Raw genomic sequence first — 19,177 nt, 5'->3', positions numbered from 1 at the left:
GAGAGGATCGCATGCGTCTCGTGCTCCAGCTCATTGCGCGCCTCGCGCTGATCGTGCTGCTGTGTCTGGCCGCCGCGGCCGTATGGGTCACCATCGACGCCTATCGCAGCGTCGACCGCGCCACCGCGGCATCGGCCGACCGGGTCTCGCAGGCGCTGGAGGCGCTGTATTGGCGCGAGCTTCTGCTGCGCGGCAACCGGTCGCGCGAGCGGCTGCTGCCGCTGCCCGACTGGCGCACGACCGAGACCATGAAGCTGATCGCGCCCGGCATCTGCGTGCAGCTCAAGCCAGAGGCCGCCTTCGAAAAGCCGCTGTGCGGCCAGAGCAAGGGCCTCGGCGCCGCGCCGCCGCGCTGGTTCTCAGGCGCCGTGGAAGCCATCCTCGGCGATCACGCGGCGGTCGCGCAGCCGATCAGCGCGCGCTCCACCACGGCGGGAACCGTTTCGGCGATCGCCGATCCCGATGCGGCGATCCAGCTCGCCTGGCTGCGTATCCAGGACAGTTTTGGCGTGGCGCTGGCGATGGCAATCGCGATCGGCGTGCTGGCCTCGCTGGCGATCGCGCATGCGCTGGCGCCGGCGCGCAGCATCGTCCAGGCCCTGCAGCGGATGGCCGAGGGCGACCACCGCCCCGCACTGCCGCGCTTCCGTTCGATGGAGCTCGCCATGATCGGCCGCGCCGTCGGCGAGCTCGGCGACCGGCTGGCGCAGGCCAACGAGCAGCGCGCCGCGCTCACCGAGCGCCTGCTCGACATCCGCGACGAGGAGCGGCGGGCGCTGGCGCGCGAGCTGCACGACGAATTCGGGCAGAACCTCACGGCCATCCTCGCCTTTGCCTCGACGATCGAGAGCACCGGCAGCGGCCGCAACGATCAGGTCGCGCAGGATGCGCGCATGATCACGCAGTCCGTCAGCCATCTGATGGCCTGCCTGCGCGGCACCTTGAGCCGGCTGCGCCGTCCGCTCACCGAAGAGCTCGGCCTCGCCGCAGGCCTGATCGCGCTGACCGAGAACTATCAGCATGCCGCGCGACCCGCGATCCGGCTCGACCTGCACGGCGATCTCGCCGACATCCAGGGCCCGGTCGCGGTCACCGCCTATCGCATGGCGCAGGAATGCCTGACCAATGCGCTCCGCCACACCAGCGCGAGCGAGGTGTCGCTGCGGGTCGAGCGCCGCCAGGGTCCCGACAGCGCGCTCGTGATCTCGGTCGAGGACGACGGCGGCGGCGATGCGGCACTGCTGGTGCAATCGAGCGGCTTCGGCCTCACCGGCATCCGCGAGCGAATCGCAGCCGTCGGCGGCTCGCTGTCGATCGGCCCGGCCGCGCGCGGGCTCAGCGTCTCCGCGACAATTCCACTGGCCGCCTGAGATAACGGGGATGCCCGAGCGCACAGGCATTTCGATCCTGCTGGTCGACGACCACCCGGTGGTCCGGCAAGGCTATCGCCGCGTGCTGGAGAGCCAGGAGGGATTTCGCGTCATCGCCGAGGCCGACAGCGCCGCGGCGGCCTATGCCGCGTTCAAGGCGCATGCGCCCGACGTGGTCGTGCTCGACATCTCGATGAAGGGCGCCAGCGGGCTGGAGGCGATCCGCAACATCCGTGCCCGCGACAATCGCGCCTGCATCCTGGTGTTCTCGATGCATGGCGAGGCGCCGCTGGTGAAGGCAGCGTTCGCCGCCGGGGCCGGCGGCTTCGTTACCAAGAGCAGCGAGCCGTCGGCGCTGGTCCGCGCCATCCGCATGGTGATCAGCGGCGGGCGCGCGCTCAGCGACGACGTCGCCCATGTGCTGGCCGCCGACAGCCTCGATCCGCAGCAGACCGTGCTGGACCGGTTGGGCGAACGCGAGATCGAGATCCTGCGCCAGTTCGCCTCGGGCCTGACCACCGAGCAGATCGCCGCGAACCTGCACCTCAGCGTCAAGACGGTGCAGAACTATCATTATCTGGTGAAGGCCAAGACCGGATTGCAGACGGACGCACAGCTCGTGCGGCTGGCGGTCACGAGCGGGCTGACGGATCTGTAGCCCGGATGAGCGAAGCGACATCCGGGGTCTCACGCGCTCCCGGCATGACCCCGCATGTCGCTGTGCTCATGCGGGCTACGCTTGGCTAACGCGCCGCAAGCCCGCGCAACAACAACGTCAGCACCGCATCGGCTCGGGCCGAGCAGGTGCACTCGCTCCACTCGTCGGCATGGGCCGGATGATGAAAACTTCTCGTCGCATCGAAGATCGCGGCGGCCGCAACTTTTGGATCGGCGACGTCGAACGCGCCCTGCGCGACGCCCTCCGCGATCATGCCCTCGACCTGGGCGATCAGGTTCTGCTTGTGCGCCTTGACCACCGAGCACGCCTCGCGCGCCAGGGTGAGATAGGTCGCGAACATCTCCGGATCTTCGCAGACCCTCTTCTGCTTGGCGCCGAACAGCTCGCGCAGCCAGCGCTCCAGCTTCGCCGGCGCGGGGGCCGGCTCCGCCGCGATCTGCGCCAGCGGCGCGCTGACCCGCTCGAGCCAGCGCTTGGCAACCGCCTCGCGCAGCGAGGCCTTGCTGGGAAAGTGACGATAAACGGAGCCGTGGCTGACATCGAGCGCTCTCGCGACGTCGACGACCGTCGCTTTGGCGAGCCCATAACGGCGCAACACATCCTCGGTAACTTCGAGGATGCGCTCGGATGTCAGAACCACGGCCTCATTCATGCGTGCACCATATCGGCGTCGGACGTATGCGCCTTGATCTGGATCGTCTCAGCCCGGTCGGCGGACGACGGCGCGCGAAACCTGGCGGCCTGGGCCTCAAGGTGACGCGCGACCTGGAGATTCAGCCAGTCCTGAAATTGTGAGTGCAACAATCGCTTTTCAATCTTCATCGAAGCGGTCCTTCGCAGTTGAAACCGCTGAACCCAAGGTCAGACAGTGGAAGTTGGTCTTAAGCACGGTGGCACAATCGATATACATCATCGCGCTGACAGATTTCAATATCTGTCAGCACGATTTTTGAGAAATGGTATTATAGTCTTGAATTGAGCCGCCAGCTCGCCGGAAAGACCGCCGTTTGTGTCGATCCGGCCGCTCTGGTAAAGCGCGGCGTAAAATGTCGGCGCGGACGCTTGGTCCCGCCCACCTTCCCTCCCGCCTCGGAGCGCCGTCGATGATCCCCCGCTATTCCCGTCCCGAAATGGCCTCGATCTGGGAGCCGCAGACCCGGTTCAAGATCTGGTTCGAGATCGAGGCGCATGCGGCGGACGCCCTGGCCGAGCTCGGCACGATCCCGAAGGACGCCGCCAAGACGATCTGGGCCAAAGCCAAGGACGCCACCTTCGACGTCGCCCGCATCGATGAGATCGAGCGCGAGACCAAGCACGACGTCATCGCCTTCCTGACCCATCTCGCCGAGATCGTCGGCCCCGAGGCGCGTTTCGTGCACCAGGGCATGACCTCCTCCGACGTGCTCGACACCTGCCTCAACGTCCAGCTCACCCGCGCCGCCGACCTGCTGCTCGCCGATCTCGACCGCGTGCTGGCGGCGCTGAAGACGCGCGCCTTCGAGCACAAGATGACGCCGACCATCGGCCGCTCGCACGGCATCCATGCCGAGCCGGTCACGTTCGGCCTCAAGCTCGCTTATGCCTATGCCGAATTCTCCCGCGCGCGCGAGCGCCTGGTCGCCGCCCGCAAGGAGGTCGCGACCTGCGCGATTTCCGGCGCCGTCGGCACCTTCGCCCAGATCGATCCGCGGGTGGAAGAGCACGTCGCCAAGGCGATGGGCCTGTCGCCAGAGCCGATCTCCACCCAGGTGATTCCGCGCGACCGCCACGCGATGTTCTTTGCGACGCTCGGCGTCATCGCTTCGTCCGTGGAGCGCCTGGCGACCGAAGTGCGCCATCTGCAGCGCACCGAGGTGCTCGAAGCCGAGGAGTTCTTCTCGGAGGGCCAGAAGGGCTCGTCGGCGATGCCGCACAAGCGCAACCCGGTGCTGTCGGAGAACCTCACCGGCCTCGCCCGCATGGTGCGCGCCTATGTGACCCCGGCGATGGAGAACGTCGTGCTGTGGCACGAGCGCGATATCTCGCACTCCTCCGTCGAGCGCATGATCGGCCCCGACGCCACCGTCACGCTCGACTTTGCGCTGATGCGCCTCGCCGGCCTGATCGAGAAGCTGCTGGTCTACCCGGCCAACATGGAGAAGAACCTCGACAAGCTCGGCGGCCTCGTGCACTCGCAGCGCCTGCTGATCGCGCTGACCCAGAAGGGCGCCAGCCGCGAGGACTCCTACAGACTGGTCCAGCGCAACGCGATGCCGGTGTGGCGCGGCGAAGGCGACTTCCGCACCTTGCTCAAGGCCGATGCCGAGGTGAAGAAGTATCTCACAGATGCCGAGATCGACGAGCAGTTCGACCTCGGCTATCACCTCAAGCACGTCGACACGATCTTCAAGCGCGTGTTCGGGGAGAACTGAGCGCGCGTCGAGCGGGCGGACGCCTCAGTCCGCCTCCTCGCACTTGTCCTGCTTGACCTTGAACATCTTCCGGAACTGGGTCTCGAGCGCGCTCCGCATCGCCTCCATCTTCGTCTCGCCGGTGTTGCGGAGGTTGTAGTTCACAGCGCAATTGGTCCAGCCGAAATTGACCAGATAGATCCGCATGCGCTCCTGGCCGTCCGCTTTCTGCGATTCGGCGAGGTTCCGGGCGACGCAGGCCTTCGGGCTGGCGTTGTCGGCACAGCCCTTGTCCACGGTCTGGCGAAACATCTGTTGCAGGTCGGTTTTGCCCTCGATCGCGTCGACGAAGCGCGCGCAGGCGGCGGCAGGCTGATAGTCGCGCAGCGCCGAGGGCGTCTTGAAGCCCCGGGTCTGCGCCAGGTCGAAATCGCAACTGTCCTTCAGCTCCGCGATCTTGGCGCGGCGGTAGTCGTCGACACCGGGCAGCGCGATGAACTCCAGCCGCGCGGCGGCGTCGAGCGTGGCCTTGCAGGCGCGATCGATCTTGTCGGGGTCGAGCGCTGCGACCGCCTTCGGATCGAACGCCGGCAACGTGCCCGGTGAGTCGAAATCGGACGGGCCGAACAGCAGACGCACGGTGTTGCGCAGCCGCGTCTCGTCGTGCTTGGCGGGATCGTATCGGACCGTGAAACGGCAGCCGCTCTCCCAGGACATCGTCCGCTCGGCGGCATGGGCGCTGGCACCGGCGAACGTGACGGCGGCGAGCGCCAGGCGTGCGATCCATCCGGTGCAGGTTCGTCGGGTCATGGTGCTCCTCGCAGGCGATCCCTGCCTGCATCCTACCCAGTCCCGACGCCAACACCAACCCGTGCCGCGCAGCATCCGCAGCGCGATGTCGTCACGCTCGACGCGGCGATGCCAGAGCTGACGGCGCGCCCAGCTACAGCTTCTTCAGCGAGACGGCCGCGTTGCCCTTGTTGTTGAAGTAGAATCGGTACAACAGCAGCCAAGGAAGCATAATGGAGGTGTCGTTGACGTAGACGAACACCTCCCCATCGCTGCGGGCCGTGAACCTGGCAGTCCAGCGGCTGCTGCCGGGCGTTTCCTGCTGGAAAGCTGGGAGATGCTCCTCCAGCCCGGTGCTGCCCACCCGCACGATCGGCGCGAACCAGTTCGACCAGATCAGGCGCTTGAAGGGTATCCCCGGCAGCTGCGTCCAGGTGCCGTAACCGAAGCCGGCCGGAGTCGCAGGGATGCCGCCGTCGCTCCATGCCTCCCCGACGTCGAGCACGATCTGATAGGTCTCGCCCTGCGCCACGGTCAGCGCCGTCGGATAGCAATGGTGACGCGTCTCGAACACTGGCCGAATGCTTCCACCAGGGTACGCGCCGATCTCTGTCTGCTCGACTTCGGTCGGCCTCAGCGTCTCCTTGCAGAACAGCCCGGCCGTATTGGCCGCGCCGAACCCCAGCCACCAGAACAGCCAGAACATGATGGCGAACGGGAAGATCCACGTTTTGAGGAGATAGAAACCGGCAACATACCAGCCCTGGCGGCGCAGCGAATAGACCGTCGCGCGCCAGCCGGTCACCGACGTGTGCCGTGACGGATCGTTCCAGGCGATGCGTGCGGTATCGCGGATCTTCTGCTGAAGCGAGGTGCCCCACGACGTCAAGCCGAGCGCCACAGCTACCCCGATCAAAAGGAAACCGGGCGAATCCCGAAACGCGACGAACCAGGGGTCGAGAAATTTTGGCAGGAACGCAGCGGCCGCGTTGACCGCCGGATCGCCCACCACATGCAGCGGAACATAGAGGAAGCGCGGCCAATAGATGACGGCGTATGGGATCGCCGCGACGAACAGCAGCGCGAACATGGTGACGAAATAGACCACGCGGCGCAGCCACACCCAGTTCCAGACGTCATCCTGGACGCGTATCCGCGCGCGTCCCTGATCGCACGGATGCAGACCATCGGCTGATGTGCCCGAGTCGTCGGTCACGCGGTAGCTGGCCGGCACGACGACCGGTGCATAATGATCGGTGCCCGACCGGATGCGTTCGAACACGGTGTGGTGGATGACAGGCTTCGCCGGCGGCAACGGCGGCTGTGGCAGGCTCGGATGCAGATCGCCGGCCAGAAGCTCCGTCTGCGGCTTGAACGGCGAATGCAGCAGCCATTTCATGCGCCTGATATCGTAACGCAGCGAGAGCTTGTACGGCGGCGCGTCGTAGATCTCGCGCAGATTGCGCGGCTTGTAGCGGTAATAGGCCGCAAGCCCCTTGCGGGAGTCGTTGAGCTTATCGAGCGGATCGATCTCTGGGTCGTAGAGCAGGCTGCGCCGCTCGTCGAGATAGACGAGACCATAGGCCTGAGCCCGGTCCAGCATCCAGTCGAGCGTCACATAGGACAGACCATCCTGCGGATAGCCGCCGCCGATGTCGGAGTGCACGCCGGTGAACCACACCTGGCTGATGCGCTCGCGGTCACTGGCCGGCAGATCGGTGCGCAGATGCGGCGGCGGGTCGGCGCGTTTCGCGGCCTCGCTGCGTGGATCGTGATCGATGCCGAACAGCCAGTCCTTCTTGTCACTCCGGCCGGGCACCGCCTCGTCACGCCCCCACACGTAGCGCTCGTCCCAGATCACCGGGCGGAACGCATCGCGCTCCTCCTCGATCGCGAGCGCATGGCAGGCGCGATGGACCTTCGAGCTCATGAATTGGTCTGGCATCGACAGCGGCCAGATCCAATAATCGATGGCACGGGTCATCTCCTCGATCGGACCGCCATAGGCGTCGACCGTGTCCCAGATGCCGACGAAATGGATGCTCTCCACCTGAATGGGCGGCGGCTCGGGGGGCAGGTTACGCCAGCTGCGCAGCTTGCGGATTCCCCAATCGCGGATCCCGCGGAGATCGAGGCCGATCCTGCCGAGATAGCGGAGGATGCCGCTGTTGTAGCGCCGGCGGTAGCGGCGATAGGCATCGGCGGCGAACCGTGCCAGATCAGCGTCATTGTTGTTGTAGGGAACGAGCCCCTGCCCCGCGATCATCGCCGCCACGATGCGGATCGTGAAAGCGCCGCGGCTGAAGCCGAAGCAGTAGATGCGATCGCCAGGCCGGTAGTTGCGGCAGCAGAAGCTATAGAGCGCAATGACGTTGCGCTTCAGGCCGAAGCCAAAGATGCCGCCGAGCGCCGCGAACAGCTTGAACGACGAGGTGCCGACGCCGTCGTCGTAGAACGCGATCTGCCGGCTGGGATCGCGCAGATCGAGCAGTTGGAACAGCCGCCAGACATTCGTCTTGAACAAGGCCTTGGCACTGTTGCCGGTCCCATCCGACAGCAGCACGATGTTTCTCGCAGCAGAGTTGGACATGAGGCCCCCCGACCAGAATGCCGGAGCGGAGCTTGGGACCCAATTGTAATAAAAGCAAGGCGCAATCCCCGCGCGAGCGACTTGGGCTGCTCGGCCTGTCAGATTGCTCTCGGGATCGCAGCAGCGACCGTCTCCACGCAGCTCGCATCACCCAGAAATGATCGAGAGAGACCCTCATCCAGTTGTCGTGCGAGAGGACGTCGACCTCTGATCCTTCGACATCGCGCCAGCGTGGTCTTATGCAGGCCGCTCCTTTGCGCGTGCGAGACCCGGATATGATCGAGACGACGACCGCCTACGACCCCTGGCTGCGATGGATTCACTGGGCCACCGCCGTGCTGTTCATCGCGGCCATGCTGATCGGCCTGTATTGCGGCCTGCAGCCGGCCGGCACGTCGCCGCGGCGGGAGCTGCTGGAGATCCACAAATCGCTCGGCATCACGCTGTTTCTGCTGGCGATCGCCCGGCTCATCGTGCGGGCCCGCACCACCGCTCCGCCCGCACCCGCGGCGTTCGGGCCGATGGTCCGCGCGCTGTCGCAGCTCAATCACTGGGCGCTCTATGCCGTGCTGCTGGTGATGCCGGTGACCGGCTACATGTTCTCGTCAGCCGGCGGCTATTCGCTGCGTTATTTCGGGACCTTCAGCTGGCCGCGGCTGTTCGCCGGCGACAAGGCGATCGCCCGTGCCGGCGAGGTCACGCACGATACGCTGGCCTATGTGGTCTACCTCGTGGTCGCCTTGCACATCGCAGCCACGCTCTGGCACGCGTTCGTCAAGAAGGATGAGACCTTGGCCCGGATGTGGCCGCGGCGGTGACGTCGCTGCCACAGCTAGCGGCTGCCGTGGGGTGGGCAACAAAACGAGGCGCGAATGGTGGGCACGGCGCCATCATCGTCTCAATTGTGGAGAGAGCACGGTTGCGCCTTTTCCCATCCTACGCAATCATGACCTACATCGGCTTCGCTGCCACGACGAGATCGCCGGCGCGCTGGTCCTGCTTCAGCAGCGCGGCCAATTCGCTCTCGTCGAGCGTCTCCTTGACCAGCAGCCGGCGCGCGGCGCGCTCCAGGACGTCGCGCTTGTCCTGCAGCAGCTTGCGGGTGCGCTCGAGCGCTGCGGTCACGATGGTGCGCACCTCGGCGTCGATCGCGTCGCCGGCCGCCTCGCCATAGTCGGCGCTGCGCGAGGCGCCCGGCGCCAGGAACGACTGGTTGTCGCGCTCATAGGCGACCGAGCCCAACTGCTCCGACATGCCGTAGCGCGTCACCATCGAGCGGGCGATGTCGGTAACGCGGCGGAGGTCGTCCGCGGCGCCCGTCGACAGATGGCCGTAGACCACGAGCTCCGCGGCGCGGCCGCCGAGCAGCACCGCCATCTTGTTCTCGAGCTCCTCGCGCGTCATCAGGAAGCGGTCCTCGGTCGGACGCTGGATGGTGTAGCCGAGCGCGCCGACGCCGCGCGGAATGATCGAGACCTTGTGCACGGGATCGGTGCCCGGCAGGCTCATCGCCACGATCGCATGCCCCATCTCGTGATAGGCGACGATCTCGCGCTCCTTCGGATTGAGCAGCCGGTTGCGCTTCTCGAGCCCTGCGACGATGCGCTCGATCGCGTTGTTGAAATCGTCGAGCGAGACTTCATTGGCGCCACGCCGCGTCGCCAGCAAGGTGGCCTCGTTGACGAGGTTGGCGAGATCGGCGCCGGTGAAGCCCGGCGTCAGCGCCGCGACCTTCTCGGGATCGACGTCGGCGGCGAGCTTCGCCTTCTTCAGATGCACGTTGAGGATCTGGATGCGGCCAGGCTTGTCGGGACGGTCGACCAGCACTTGGCGGTCGAAGCGGCCGGCGCGCAGCAGCGCCGGATCGAGAATCTCCGGCCGGTTGGTCGCCGCGAGCAGCACGAGGCCGGTGGAGGAATCGAAGCCGTCGAGCTCGACCAGGAGCTGGTTGAGGGTCTGCTCCTTCTCGTCATGGCCGCCCGCGAACGGGCCCATGCCACGGGCGCGTCCGAGCGCATCGAGCTCGTCGATGAAGATGATCGCCGGCGCCTTGGCGCGCGCCTGCTCGAACAGGTCGCGCACGCGCGCCGCGCCGACGCCGACGAACATCTCGACGAATTCGGAGCCCGAGATCGAGAAGAACGGCACGCCGGCCTCGCCCGCGACCGCCTTGGCGAGCAAGGTCTTGCCGGTGCCGGGCGGGCCGACCAGCAGCACGCCCTTGGGCATGCGGCCGCCGAGCCGGCCATAGGATTTCGGATCCTTCAGGAAGGACACGATCTCGCGCAGCTCGTCCTTGGCCTCGTCGACGCCGGCGACGTCCTCGAAGCGGACGCCGGTGTTGGCCTCGACATAGACCTTGGCCTTGCTCTTGCCGATCTGCATCAGGCCGCCGCCGAGCCCACCGGCGCCGCCCATCATCCGCCGCGAGAGCCAGTACCAGACGCCGAAGAACAGCGCGATCGGCATCACCAGCGAAAGGATGTCGCCGAGGATGTTGCTCTCGACCCGGCCGGTGAAGGTGACATTGGCCTTGGCGAGCTCCTTGGCGAACTCCTGGTCGACGCGGGTGGTCGCGAAGCGCGTCTGCCCGCTCGGCAGCGGCTCCTTCAGCGTGCCTTCCAGATAGTTCTCGGAGACGCCGACCTCCTTCACCTTGCCGGCGTTGAGCAGATCCTGGAATTGGCTGTAGGGAATGACGGCGACCTGGCGATAGCTCGTCCACGCATTGTGGATCATCATCGCGACGAAGATCGCGACAACAGCGTACCAGAGATTGAAGCGGGTCTGCTTGGTCATGGGTCTCTCGATCGGTGATCAGTCGAAAACGGGCGGCCGCAACCTGCGGATCATCCGGCGCCGCCCTCAGGTGCGGTCCTGCGCTGCGGCCTTGGGCACGAACACCGCCACCGCGCGCGGCAGCACGGAGAAGCGCGCCGGCGTGAAGGTGACGAGCTCGCCGTCGGCATTGATCGGGCGCGGCCGCCGGGTGCGGATCTCGAATGATGTGTCGCGCGATGCGCGCACCTCCTGCCACAGGCCGTGGCGGCCCCTGCGGAAGTCATAGGCCATCGCCAAGAGCTTCCAGACGCGGCCGATCTCCAGCGAATAGAGATCGAGGTGGGAATCGTCGATCTCGGCACGGTGGTCGACCGCCATGCCGCCGCCGTAGTAGCGGCCATTGCCGACCGCGATCTGCAGCGTCTTGACGCGCACCGCGCCGTCGGACGACACGATCATCGCGCGGAACGGCCGGGCATTGGTCAGCACCTTCAGCGCCGTGACCGCATAGCCGAGCCGACCGAACCTGCGCTTGGTCTCCTTGGTCAGTTGACGCGCGAGCTCGGCGCTCAGGCCGAGGCTGGCGACGTTGAAGAACGGATGGCCGTTGACCTCGCCGAGATCGATCCGGCGGCAATGGCCGGCGGCGATCACGTCGACCGCGGCCTCCATGTCCTGGGGCAGGCCGAGCGTACGGGCAAGGTCGTTGGCGGTGCCGGCCGGAATGATGCCGAGCGGCAGGCCGGTCCTGACCAGCGCCGGCGCAGCCGCGTTCAGGCTGCCGTCTCCCCCAGCGACGACGACCGCCTCCGCGTCGTCGGCATGGGCCTCGATCCACGGCGCCACCTCGCGCGGACTATGCGGTGCCGAGATCACGAGATCATAGCCGGCCGCGCTCAGCCGCGACACGGCAATGCCGGCCGCCTCGCCGCCGGAGCGGCTGCCGCGGTTGATGATCATCAGGAGGCGGCGCGTTGCCACGGCGGGGCGCGACGGCGGCGCCTTCGCGATCGATACCTGGTCACCCCCCGTGGTCACGATTGTCTCCCGTACACAAGATGCCAGCGCGCCTCGGCGCGCGGGTTCCATACAAAGTGGCGAGCAGGCACTCCGGTTCCATCACGATCCCGGCCCCAACCGGAGTATTCCGGAAGGCACGCGGATGACGATTGTCGGGATAGTGAAGTGGGGGGCGAGAGCCGCGAGGGCCGATAGCTACAAGCGACGCGTGTGGCCGCATCTCGTCAAACTCCTCCGCGCTCCAAAGCGCGCAATACCGTCAGCGGTATCGGTCATGAAAGAGAGTCCGACATCATAGTCCCGGGGACTATCAGAGGGGCCCGGATCTCCGGTCCTCTGGAATTAGTTGACCGACGCCCGCCTGCAAGACGCCTGCCGGGGTGGCAGACACTCTGTCGCACCTCGCCGTTCATCTTGCTGAACGTTGACGCAAACCGCGGGCTCTTGAAAACCGCGGGCTCTTGAAAACCAATCGGCAGACACCTACGTCCGTCGCCTACCCCTGGTCCGGGCCCCTCTGGTGAAGCTGCCGGTGCGCTCACGATGTCGGACCTGACATCAATCTCACCGGCCTGATTAAGAGGACCCGTCGTGGAATTCCTGTTCATCGCGTTTGCCGGCAAGCCCGTCTGGATGTGGCTCGCCTTCCTCGCAATCGTGCTCGCCCTCCTCGTCTTCGACCTCGGCATCCTCCATCGCAAGACGCGCGAGATCTCGGTCCGCGAGAGCCTCGTCATGAGCGCCGTCTACATCATGCTCGCCCTGGCCTTCGGCGCCTGGGTGTGGTGGCAGCTCGGCGCTGAGGCCGGCACCGCCTATCTCACCGCCTTCACGATCGAGAAGGCGCTGGCGATGGACAACGTCTTCGTCATCGCCATGATCTTCAGCTATTTCGCGATCCCGCGCGCCTATCAGCACCGCGTGCTGTTCTGGGGCATCGTCGGCGTGATCGTGCTGCGCGCGATCATGATCGGCCTCGGCGCCGCGATCGTCGCCCAGGCGAGCTGGGTGCTGTATCTGTTCGCGCTGTTCCTGGTCGCGACCGGCGTCAAGATGCTGGTGTTCAAGGACAAGCCGCACGACGTCGGCGCCAATCCGGCGCTCAACTGGATGCGCCGCCGCTTCGACGTCACCGACCGCCTGCACGAGGAGCGCTTCTTCGTGCGCCAGCCCGACGCGCGCGGCAAGCCGACCTGGTTCATGACGCCGCTGTTCCTGGCGCTGATCCTGATCGAGTTCGCCGACGTGATCTTCGCGGTCGACTCGGTGCCCGCGATCTTCGCGATCTCGACCGACCCGTTCGTGGTCTACACCTCGAACATCTTCGCGATCCTCGGCCTGCGCGCGCTCTATTTCGCGCTCGCCGCGATGGTCGATCGCTTCCAATATCTCAAGCTGGCGCTGGCGGCGGTGCTGATCTTCATCGGCTCGAAGATCTTCCTGGCCGACCTGCTCGGGCTCGAGAAGTTTCCGCCCGCCATTTCGCTCGGCATCACCTTCGGTCTGCTCGGCGCGGGCATCGCCTACTCGCTGTGGAAGACGCGGCCTGCGGTCGAGCCGATGAAGTGAGGCAGGTCAGAGGACATGAGGTTGCTGCGTGGCAATGAATGATGTCACATCCGACGATGAGGACTCCTCGGCGCCGCGCCGTCACAACGGGCCGATCAGCCGCCGGCTGCTCGCGATCGCCCGCACGGTGCGGTCCGAGGAGCCGTCGATCGGCGAGTTGTTCGACCGGCTGGAGTCGGAAGGTCTCGGCCTGACCCTGCTGCTGCTGACCCTGCCGGCGCTGATCCCGTTGCCTGGCCCATTCGGCATGGTGTTCGGCACGTTTGTCGCGCTGGTCGCGTTGCAGATCCTGTTCGGCGCCGAGCGGCTGTGGCTGCCCGAGCAGTTGCGCCGCCGGCCGGTGCCGCAGCGGCTGCTGCGCAAGATCATCCGCGCCGGGCTGGACTGGGCGGGCTATGCCGAACGCGGCCTGCGCGAGGACCGGCTGGTCTGGCTGACCGGCCGGCCGGCGCGGATGCTGCTCGCGCTGCCGCTGCTGCTGATGGCCGTCACCATCATCCTGCCGATCCCGATGGGCAACGTGATGCCGGCGCTGGCGCTGATCGCCGCCTCGATCGGCTTCATGGCCGGCGACGGCCTCGCGGTGCTGGTGTCGATCCTGATTGCAATGGCCGCCGTGGTGTGGACGGCCGTTCTGCTCTACACCGGCGCCGCGGCGGCCGATTATGCCGCAACTCTCCTGGCACGGCTTGCGGTGCAACTGCGGGCCATGCTGGAAAGCATCGGTGTCGATCTCGGCTTTGCCGCCGGCGTGACAACCGTGTTTGCAGTGGCAACCGGCATCGCCGCGCTGGCCCTCTGGGTGCAGGCGGTGCGCCACCGCCGCAGCCGGCGCGCATCCTACGATCCGGCGCAGGATCCCCGCGAGCGCTCCCGCGCGCTGGCGCGTCGCGGCCGCGGCCTCGTGGCCGCCGCGAGCATTGCGACCACCGCAGCCGCCGTCTTCGTCGCCACGCGCTTCATGCTCACCGGCTCGATCTGAAGTTCCCGCTGTGGCAGCGCGGCCGCGCGACGGTGCATTGCGGCTGCGACGGACATATCTCCGTGAGCGCCTGTCCGCGCAAGCGCGAGCACTTGTCATTGAAGCGGCAACAAAAAATGCGACCGGTAAGCGCCGACGCGTCGCGTATCATCGACGCCCTGCGAGAAATGCCACTGTCCCTTTGTGCCGGCTGCAGCTATACGAGAGATGACTGTCACTAAACGGTTACAGAATCGACACATGCCCGATTCGAACGCACCGGCGTCGATCCACGGCGATGGCCATGCGGTCGGCGTGCGGGAGGGTGGCGAGTCGGCGAGCAGCGATCCCGGCGGCGCCGCCGACAGCTTGACTGCGCAGCACCTTGCCGATCATGCGGTCACGCAGGGTGATGCCACGGCGCCCAGCGTGGACGCCGCAGCGCCGTCCTTGCCGGATCCGGCGGCCGGCAGCGGCCACGAGATCGAGCTGAAGCTTCTCGTCCCACCCGATCAGCTCGCCGGCTTCAACAACGCGCCGGTCGTCATCGCGCATGCGCGCAACAAGGGCTCGCGCAAGCATCTGACCTCGGTCTACTACGACACGCCAAAGCGCACGCTGTGGAAGAACGGCTTCACCTTGCGGGTGCGCCAGAGCGGCTCGCGCTTCGTGCAGACCGTGAAGGCGCAGCACTGCGACGATCCGCTCAAGCGCGGCGAATGGGAGGCGAATGTATCTTCGCTGGCGCCCGATCCGGCGCTGGCGGCCGCGCTGCTGCCGGAGGAGCTGCGCGCGACGCTGGCCGATGCAACGCTCGAAGCGGTGTTCACGGCCGACGTGCATCGCCATGCGCGCATGCTCGACGTGCCCGGCGCGATCATCGAGATCGCGTTCGACAGCGGCGTCATCAAGGCCGCCGAGCACAGCGAGATCGTGAGCGAGATCGAGCTGGAGCTCAAGAGCGGCAACCCCGCCGCCATCTACGAGATCGCACAGCGCATCGGCGATCACGGAGCGATCCGGCCTTCGATCCGCAGCAAGTCCGCGCGCGGTTTCGATCTCGCCACGGGCAAGGCTCCCGGCGCCGAGAAGCCGCGCAAGCCGTGCCTCGATCCAGCGGTGTCGCTGGACGAGAGCTTTGCGATCGTCCTGCGCGGCAGCCTGCATCATCTGTTGCAGGCGATGCCTGCGGCGGAGGACGGCCGTGATCCGGAAGGCGTGCATCAGTTGCGGGTGGCGCTGCGCCGCCTGCGCGCCGCGCTGCATCTGATGCGGCCGCTCGGGACCTCGGCGAGGCTCGACGGCCTCGAGGCGGATGCGCGCTGGCTGGCGCAGAGCCTCTCGGCAGCGCGCGACCTCGACGTGTTCCTGACCGATACGCTGCCCGAGATCGCCGAGGCCTGCCCGACGGTCGCAGGCTTCGACTCGCTCCGGGCGCTCGCCGAGCGGCGGCGCGAGCTCGCCTATCGCACGCTGCGCATCGCGATTGCCGAGCGCCGCTGCGCCGCTTTCGTGCTCGGCCTCGGCGAATGGATCGAGACCCGCGGCTGGCGCAACGACGTCTCCCCCGACGATCTCCGACGCCTCGCCGCGCCCGCGATCGATTTCGCCGGGCCCGTCCTGTCGGAGCGCCATCAGAAGGTGCTCAAGCGCGGTCGCCGCTTCAAGAAGCTGCCGGCCGAGCGCCGCCACCGGCTGCGTCTTGCGCTGAAGAAGCTGCGCTACAGCATCGACTTCCTGCTGCCGCTCTACGGCGCCAGCAAATCGGCGAAGAAATACGCGAGAACGCTCGCCGGCTTCCAGGAGCAGCTCGGCCACTACAACGACATGGCGGTCACCGCCGGCGTGATCGAGACCCTCGGCACCACCTCCACCGACGCGGCGATCGCGGCCGCCGCGATCACCGGCTGGCAGTCGCATGCCATGGCGGGCGTGGAGGAGCCGCTGCGCGAGGCGTGGCGCGCCTTCACCAAGGCGCCGACGCCGTGGGAGGCCGAGGAGGCGTGACGACCGGAGGCCGATGACGTCGGTTCATGGACCGCATTGATCTGGTTCAAGACATCCGGGCGAGAGATGTAGGAGCGTGATCCCATGAAGATATCCAGCGTGACGTGTCCTCATTGCCGTGCCGCCTACGAGATCGCGGAATCGACATCCGCGGTCGGCTCGGCCGGCCGGTTCGACTGCGGCGTCTGCGGGACGCCATTGGCGGCGTGGGACGAGCCGAAGCTGCGGGCCTTCCGGCTGGAGGTGCCGCCCGAGCACAAATACCCGCGCGTGCCGGCCCCCGCTCCGCTCGCCTGACTCCCGTTCCGAAATCCGGAACGACCGGCATGGTCGGTCGAGATGACCGCGCATCTGCGCATGGCACCATGGCCGGGCGCAACTTGCCTGGCTTTTTTGACCGGGTCATAGTCGGTGACAGCGCGGTGCTGCCGGCCGGTCTGGCCGCATCACTGCAGCGTCCCATTCCACTTCAGCGAGTCATCCGGTCCTCATGCCCATCCTCAACAGCATTGCCGCTCTCTCCGACGAAATGGCCGCCTGGCGCCACGATTTCCACGAACATCCCGAGCTGTTGTACGAGGTGCATCGCACCGCCGGCATCGTCGCCGACAAACTGCGCGAATTCGGCTGCGACGAGGTCGTGACCGGCATCGGCCGCACCGGCGTGGTCGGCGTGATCCGCGGCCGCAAATCGGCCTCCGGCAAGACCATCGGCCTGCGCGCCGACATGGACGCGCTGCCGATCGAGGAGACTTCGGGCGTGCCCTACGCCTCGAAGACGCCGGGCCTGATGCATGCCTGCGGCCATGACGGCCACACCGCGATGCTGCTGGGTGCCGCCAAATATCTCGCCGAGACCCGCAATTTCGACGGCACGGCGATCGTCATCTTCCAGCCGGCCGAGGAAGGCGGCGCCGGCGGCAAGGCGATGGTCGACGACGGCCTGATGACGCGCTGGGGCATCCAGGAGGTCTACGGCATGCACAACATGCCGGGCGTCCCCGAAGGCCATTTCGAGATCTCGCCCGGACCGATGCTCGCCTCGGCCGACGCGATCCACATCAAGGTCACCGGCAAGGGTGGCCATGGCGGCGCCGGCCCGCACCGGGCGATCGACAGCATCCTGATCGCCTCGCAGATCGTCAACGCGCTGCAATCGATCGTCGCCCGCAACGTCGACCCATTGAAATCCGCCGTCATCTCGGTCTGCTCGATTCACGGCGGCACCACCTTCAACGTGATCCCCGAGACGGTCGAGATGCTCGGCACCGTGCGCACGCTCGATCCGGAGATCCGCGATCTCGTCGAGAAGCGGATCGTCGAGGTCACCGAAGCCACCGCGCGCGCCTATGGCGGCTCGGCGGAAGCGATCTACGAGCGCAAATATCCGGTGACGATGAACCACCCTGCGCAGGCGGCTTTCGCCGCCGACGTCGCCCGCGAGATCGCTGGCCAGGAGCGCGTCAACGACCGCGCCATTCCGCTGATGGGCGGCGAGGACTTCGCCTTCATGCTGGAGGCCCGCCCCGGTGCGTTCGTGTTCCTCGGAATGGGTCCCGGCAACGAGTGCCACCATCCGGCCTACCGCTTCAACGACAACATCCTCAGCGCCGGTGCGTCGTACTGGGTGAAGCTGGTCGAGAAGAGCATGCCGGCGAACTGATCGGCTGACGAAAACGTAAGGTGGGCAAAGCAGCCGCCGAAGGCGGCAGCGTGCCCACCGTCGCGCGGCATTCTCCGCGGCGAGATGGTGGGCACGGCGCCACCACGATCTCACGCGACGAAACAGCACGGCCGCGCCTTTGCCCACCCTACAGACTGGATTCCTTCGCTCGCAATGACGCCGGTGGTGGGCACCGGAAGCCCTCCAAGCTCCGACATCGCGAGCGCCAGCGAAGCGATCCAGGGGCGCAGTGCGCGAACCAGACTGGCGTGCGCTTCGAACTCCAAGGGAACAGTTCGCTCCCTATCGAAACGTCGCGCGCGGCCAGCGGCTAGGAGAAGGGCTCCCTCTCCGTCCGCGAGACCCATATGCAGCGCAGCTCCGACCTCCCCCGAGACCTCGCCCTCCTGCTTCTGCTCTCCACTCTGTGGGGCGCCTCCTACACCCTGATCAGGATCGGCGTCGAGACGATCCCGCCACTGACCCTGATCGCCGCGCGCACGCTGATTGCGGGGCTGCTGCTGGCCGCGATCATCCGCAGCCGCGGCCTCGCCTGGCCGCGCGAGCGCAGGATCTGGCAACGCTTTCTGATCCAGGCCGGCCTCAACAGCGTCGTTCCATTCACGCTCATCGCGTGGGCCGAGCGCACCATCGAGGCAGGCCTCTCCACGATCCTGAACGCGACCTCGCCGATCTTCACCTTCCTTCTGACCGCGCTGGTCACGCGCCACGAGCCCGTCACGCTGCGCAAGCTGATCGGCGTCGCGGCCGGCCTCGCCGGCACCAGCCTCATCGTCGGCGTCGAGGCGCTGCACGGGCTTGGCCAGCAATTATGGGCCCAGCTCGCGATCGTCGCCGCCACCATCTGCTATGCCGGCGCTGCGATCCTGGGCAAGAGCTTCAAGGGGCTCGATCCGATGCTGCCGGCCGCGGGATCGCTGCTGTCGGGCGCCGCGGTGCTGATACCAGTCGCGCTCGTCGTCGACCATCCATGGGCGCTGGCACCGTCGCTGCGCTCGGTGCTGGCGCTGAGCGCGCTCGCGACCGTCTCGACCGCCGCCGCGATGGTGATCTATTTCCGCCTGGTGCAGACGCTCGGCTCGATCGGCGCGACCGCGCAATCCTATCTGCGGGTGCCGATCGGCGTTGCGATCGCCGTCGCCGGCCTCGGCGAGCACCTCGCGCCGACGGCGTGGATCGGGCTCGGCTGCATCATCATCGGCGTGCTCGCAATGACGATGCCGGTGCGCAAGGCGGTCACGAAAGATCGGGAAGCGTCGTAGCCCGCATGAGCGCAGCGACATGCGGGGACGGTTGCCCGGGGTCGCTTCGCTCGCCCGGGCTACGCGGAGCGAGCA

At 67.0% G+C, this 19,177-nt stretch carries 16 protein-coding genes; 10 read left to right on the top strand and 6 right to left on the bottom strand.

Annotated elements, in window-relative coordinates; all coding sequences use genetic code 11:
* The first annotated feature begins 11 nt into the window (after positions 1-11).
* Positions 12-1,370: a histidine kinase gene (locus QX128_RS25310; RefSeq protein WP_316238828.1), complete on the top strand. Its 1,359-nt coding sequence runs from the start codon at positions 12-14 to the stop codon at positions 1,368-1,370.
* Between the two features lie 10 nt (positions 1,371-1,380).
* On the top strand, positions 1,381-2,028 hold the full coding sequence (locus QX128_RS25305) for a response regulator transcription factor (RefSeq protein WP_316183103.1): 648 nt from the start codon (positions 1,381-1,383) through the stop codon (positions 2,026-2,028).
* Between the two features lie 85 nt (positions 2,029-2,113).
* Here QX128_RS25305 and QX128_RS25300 read toward each other — a convergent pair whose 3' ends face one another.
* The gene (locus tag QX128_RS25300) at positions 2,114-2,701 is read right to left on the bottom strand and encodes a TetR family transcriptional regulator (protein WP_316238827.1); all 588 of its coding nucleotides are present in this window, start codon (positions 2,699-2,701) and stop codon (positions 2,114-2,116) included.
* Positions 2,698-2,871, bottom strand: coding sequence for a hypothetical protein (locus QX128_RS25295; RefSeq protein WP_316183101.1), 174 nt, complete (start codon positions 2,869-2,871; stop codon positions 2,698-2,700). Before QX128_RS25295 ends, QX128_RS25300 begins: the two co-directional genes overlap by 4 nt.
* A 281-nt stretch (positions 2,872-3,152) precedes the next feature.
* On the opposite strand from QX128_RS25295, the gene purB reads away from it, so the two are divergent.
* Positions 3,153-4,460 (top strand): adenylosuccinate lyase, encoded by a 1,308-nt coding sequence (purB, locus tag QX128_RS25290; protein WP_316238826.1) that lies wholly within the window; start codon positions 3,153-3,155, stop codon positions 4,458-4,460.
* A gap of 24 nt (positions 4,461-4,484) precedes the next feature.
* Here purB and QX128_RS25285 read toward each other — a convergent pair whose 3' ends face one another.
* Positions 4,485-5,249 (bottom strand): hypothetical protein, encoded by a 765-nt coding sequence (locus tag QX128_RS25285; RefSeq protein WP_316238825.1) that lies wholly within the window; start codon positions 5,247-5,249, stop codon positions 4,485-4,487.
* Positions 5,250-5,382: 133 nt separating this feature from the next.
* Positions 5,383-7,818: a DUF2235 domain-containing protein gene (locus QX128_RS25280; RefSeq protein ID WP_316238824.1), complete on the bottom strand. Its 2,436-nt coding sequence runs from the start codon at positions 7,816-7,818 to the stop codon at positions 5,383-5,385.
* Between the two features lie 275 nt (positions 7,819-8,093).
* Between QX128_RS25280 and QX128_RS25275 the strand changes: the two genes are divergently transcribed.
* The gene (locus QX128_RS25275; RefSeq protein ID WP_316238823.1) at positions 8,094-8,636 is read left to right on the top strand and encodes a cytochrome b; all 543 of its coding nucleotides are present in this window, start codon (positions 8,094-8,096) and stop codon (positions 8,634-8,636) included.
* Positions 8,637-8,769: 133 nt separating this feature from the next.
* Here the strand turns inward: QX128_RS25275 and ftsH are convergent, their stop codons facing one another.
* Together ftsH and QX128_RS25265 are read right to left on the bottom strand one after the other, a co-directional pair.
* The gene (ftsH, locus tag QX128_RS25270) at positions 8,770-10,617 is read right to left on the bottom strand and encodes an ATP-dependent zinc metalloprotease FtsH (protein ID WP_316238822.1); all 1,848 of its coding nucleotides are present in this window, start codon (positions 10,615-10,617) and stop codon (positions 8,770-8,772) included.
* A 66-nt stretch (positions 10,618-10,683) separates the two neighbouring features.
* Positions 10,684-11,637 (bottom strand): lipid kinase, encoded by a 954-nt coding sequence (locus QX128_RS25265; RefSeq protein ID WP_316238821.1) that lies wholly within the window; start codon positions 11,635-11,637, stop codon positions 10,684-10,686.
* 573 nt (positions 11,638-12,210) lie between these two features.
* Between QX128_RS25265 and QX128_RS25260 the strand changes: the two genes are divergently transcribed.
* The 6 genes from QX128_RS25260 to QX128_RS25235 all read left to right on the top strand — a co-directional run bounded on the left by QX128_RS25260 (position 12,211) and on the right by QX128_RS25235 (position 19,102).
* Entirely contained in the window at positions 12,211-13,188 is a 978-nt protein-coding gene (locus QX128_RS25260; RefSeq protein ID WP_316238820.1) for a TerC family protein, read from the top strand.
* A gap of 28 nt (positions 13,189-13,216) precedes the next feature.
* Positions 13,217-14,170 carry an exopolysaccharide biosynthesis protein gene (locus QX128_RS25255; protein ID WP_316183095.1) on the top strand — a complete coding sequence of 318 codons (954 nt, stop codon included), beginning with the start codon at positions 13,217-13,219 and terminating at the stop codon, positions 14,168-14,170.
* A 240-nt stretch (positions 14,171-14,410) separates the two neighbouring features.
* Complete coding sequence (locus tag QX128_RS25250; protein WP_316238819.1) at positions 14,411-16,156, top strand: CYTH and CHAD domain-containing protein; 1,746 nt, start codon at positions 14,411-14,413, stop codon at positions 16,154-16,156.
* Between the two features lie 84 nt (positions 16,157-16,240).
* Positions 16,241-16,453: a hypothetical protein gene (locus QX128_RS25245; protein ID WP_315801177.1), complete on the top strand. Its 213-nt coding sequence runs from the start codon at positions 16,241-16,243 to the stop codon at positions 16,451-16,453.
* Positions 16,454-16,646: 193 nt separating this feature from the next.
* On the top strand, positions 16,647-17,819 hold the full coding sequence (locus QX128_RS25240) for a M20 aminoacylase family protein (protein WP_315801178.1): 1,173 nt from the start codon (positions 16,647-16,649) through the stop codon (positions 17,817-17,819).
* Between the two features lie 368 nt (positions 17,820-18,187).
* Positions 18,188-19,102, top strand: a complete 915-nt coding sequence (locus QX128_RS25235; protein ID WP_316238818.1) for a DMT family transporter — start codon at positions 18,188-18,190, stop codon at positions 19,100-19,102.
* The last annotated feature ends 75 nt before the right edge of the window (positions 19,103-19,177 follow it).

The sequence above is a fragment of the Bradyrhizobium sp. SZCCHNR1015 genome, assembly GCF_032489875.1.
Lineage (GTDB): Bacteria > Pseudomonadota > Alphaproteobacteria > Rhizobiales > Xanthobacteraceae > Bradyrhizobium.
The sequence above is the reverse complement of the archived record's forward strand: the minus strand, read 5'-3'. Positions and strand labels throughout refer to the sequence as shown.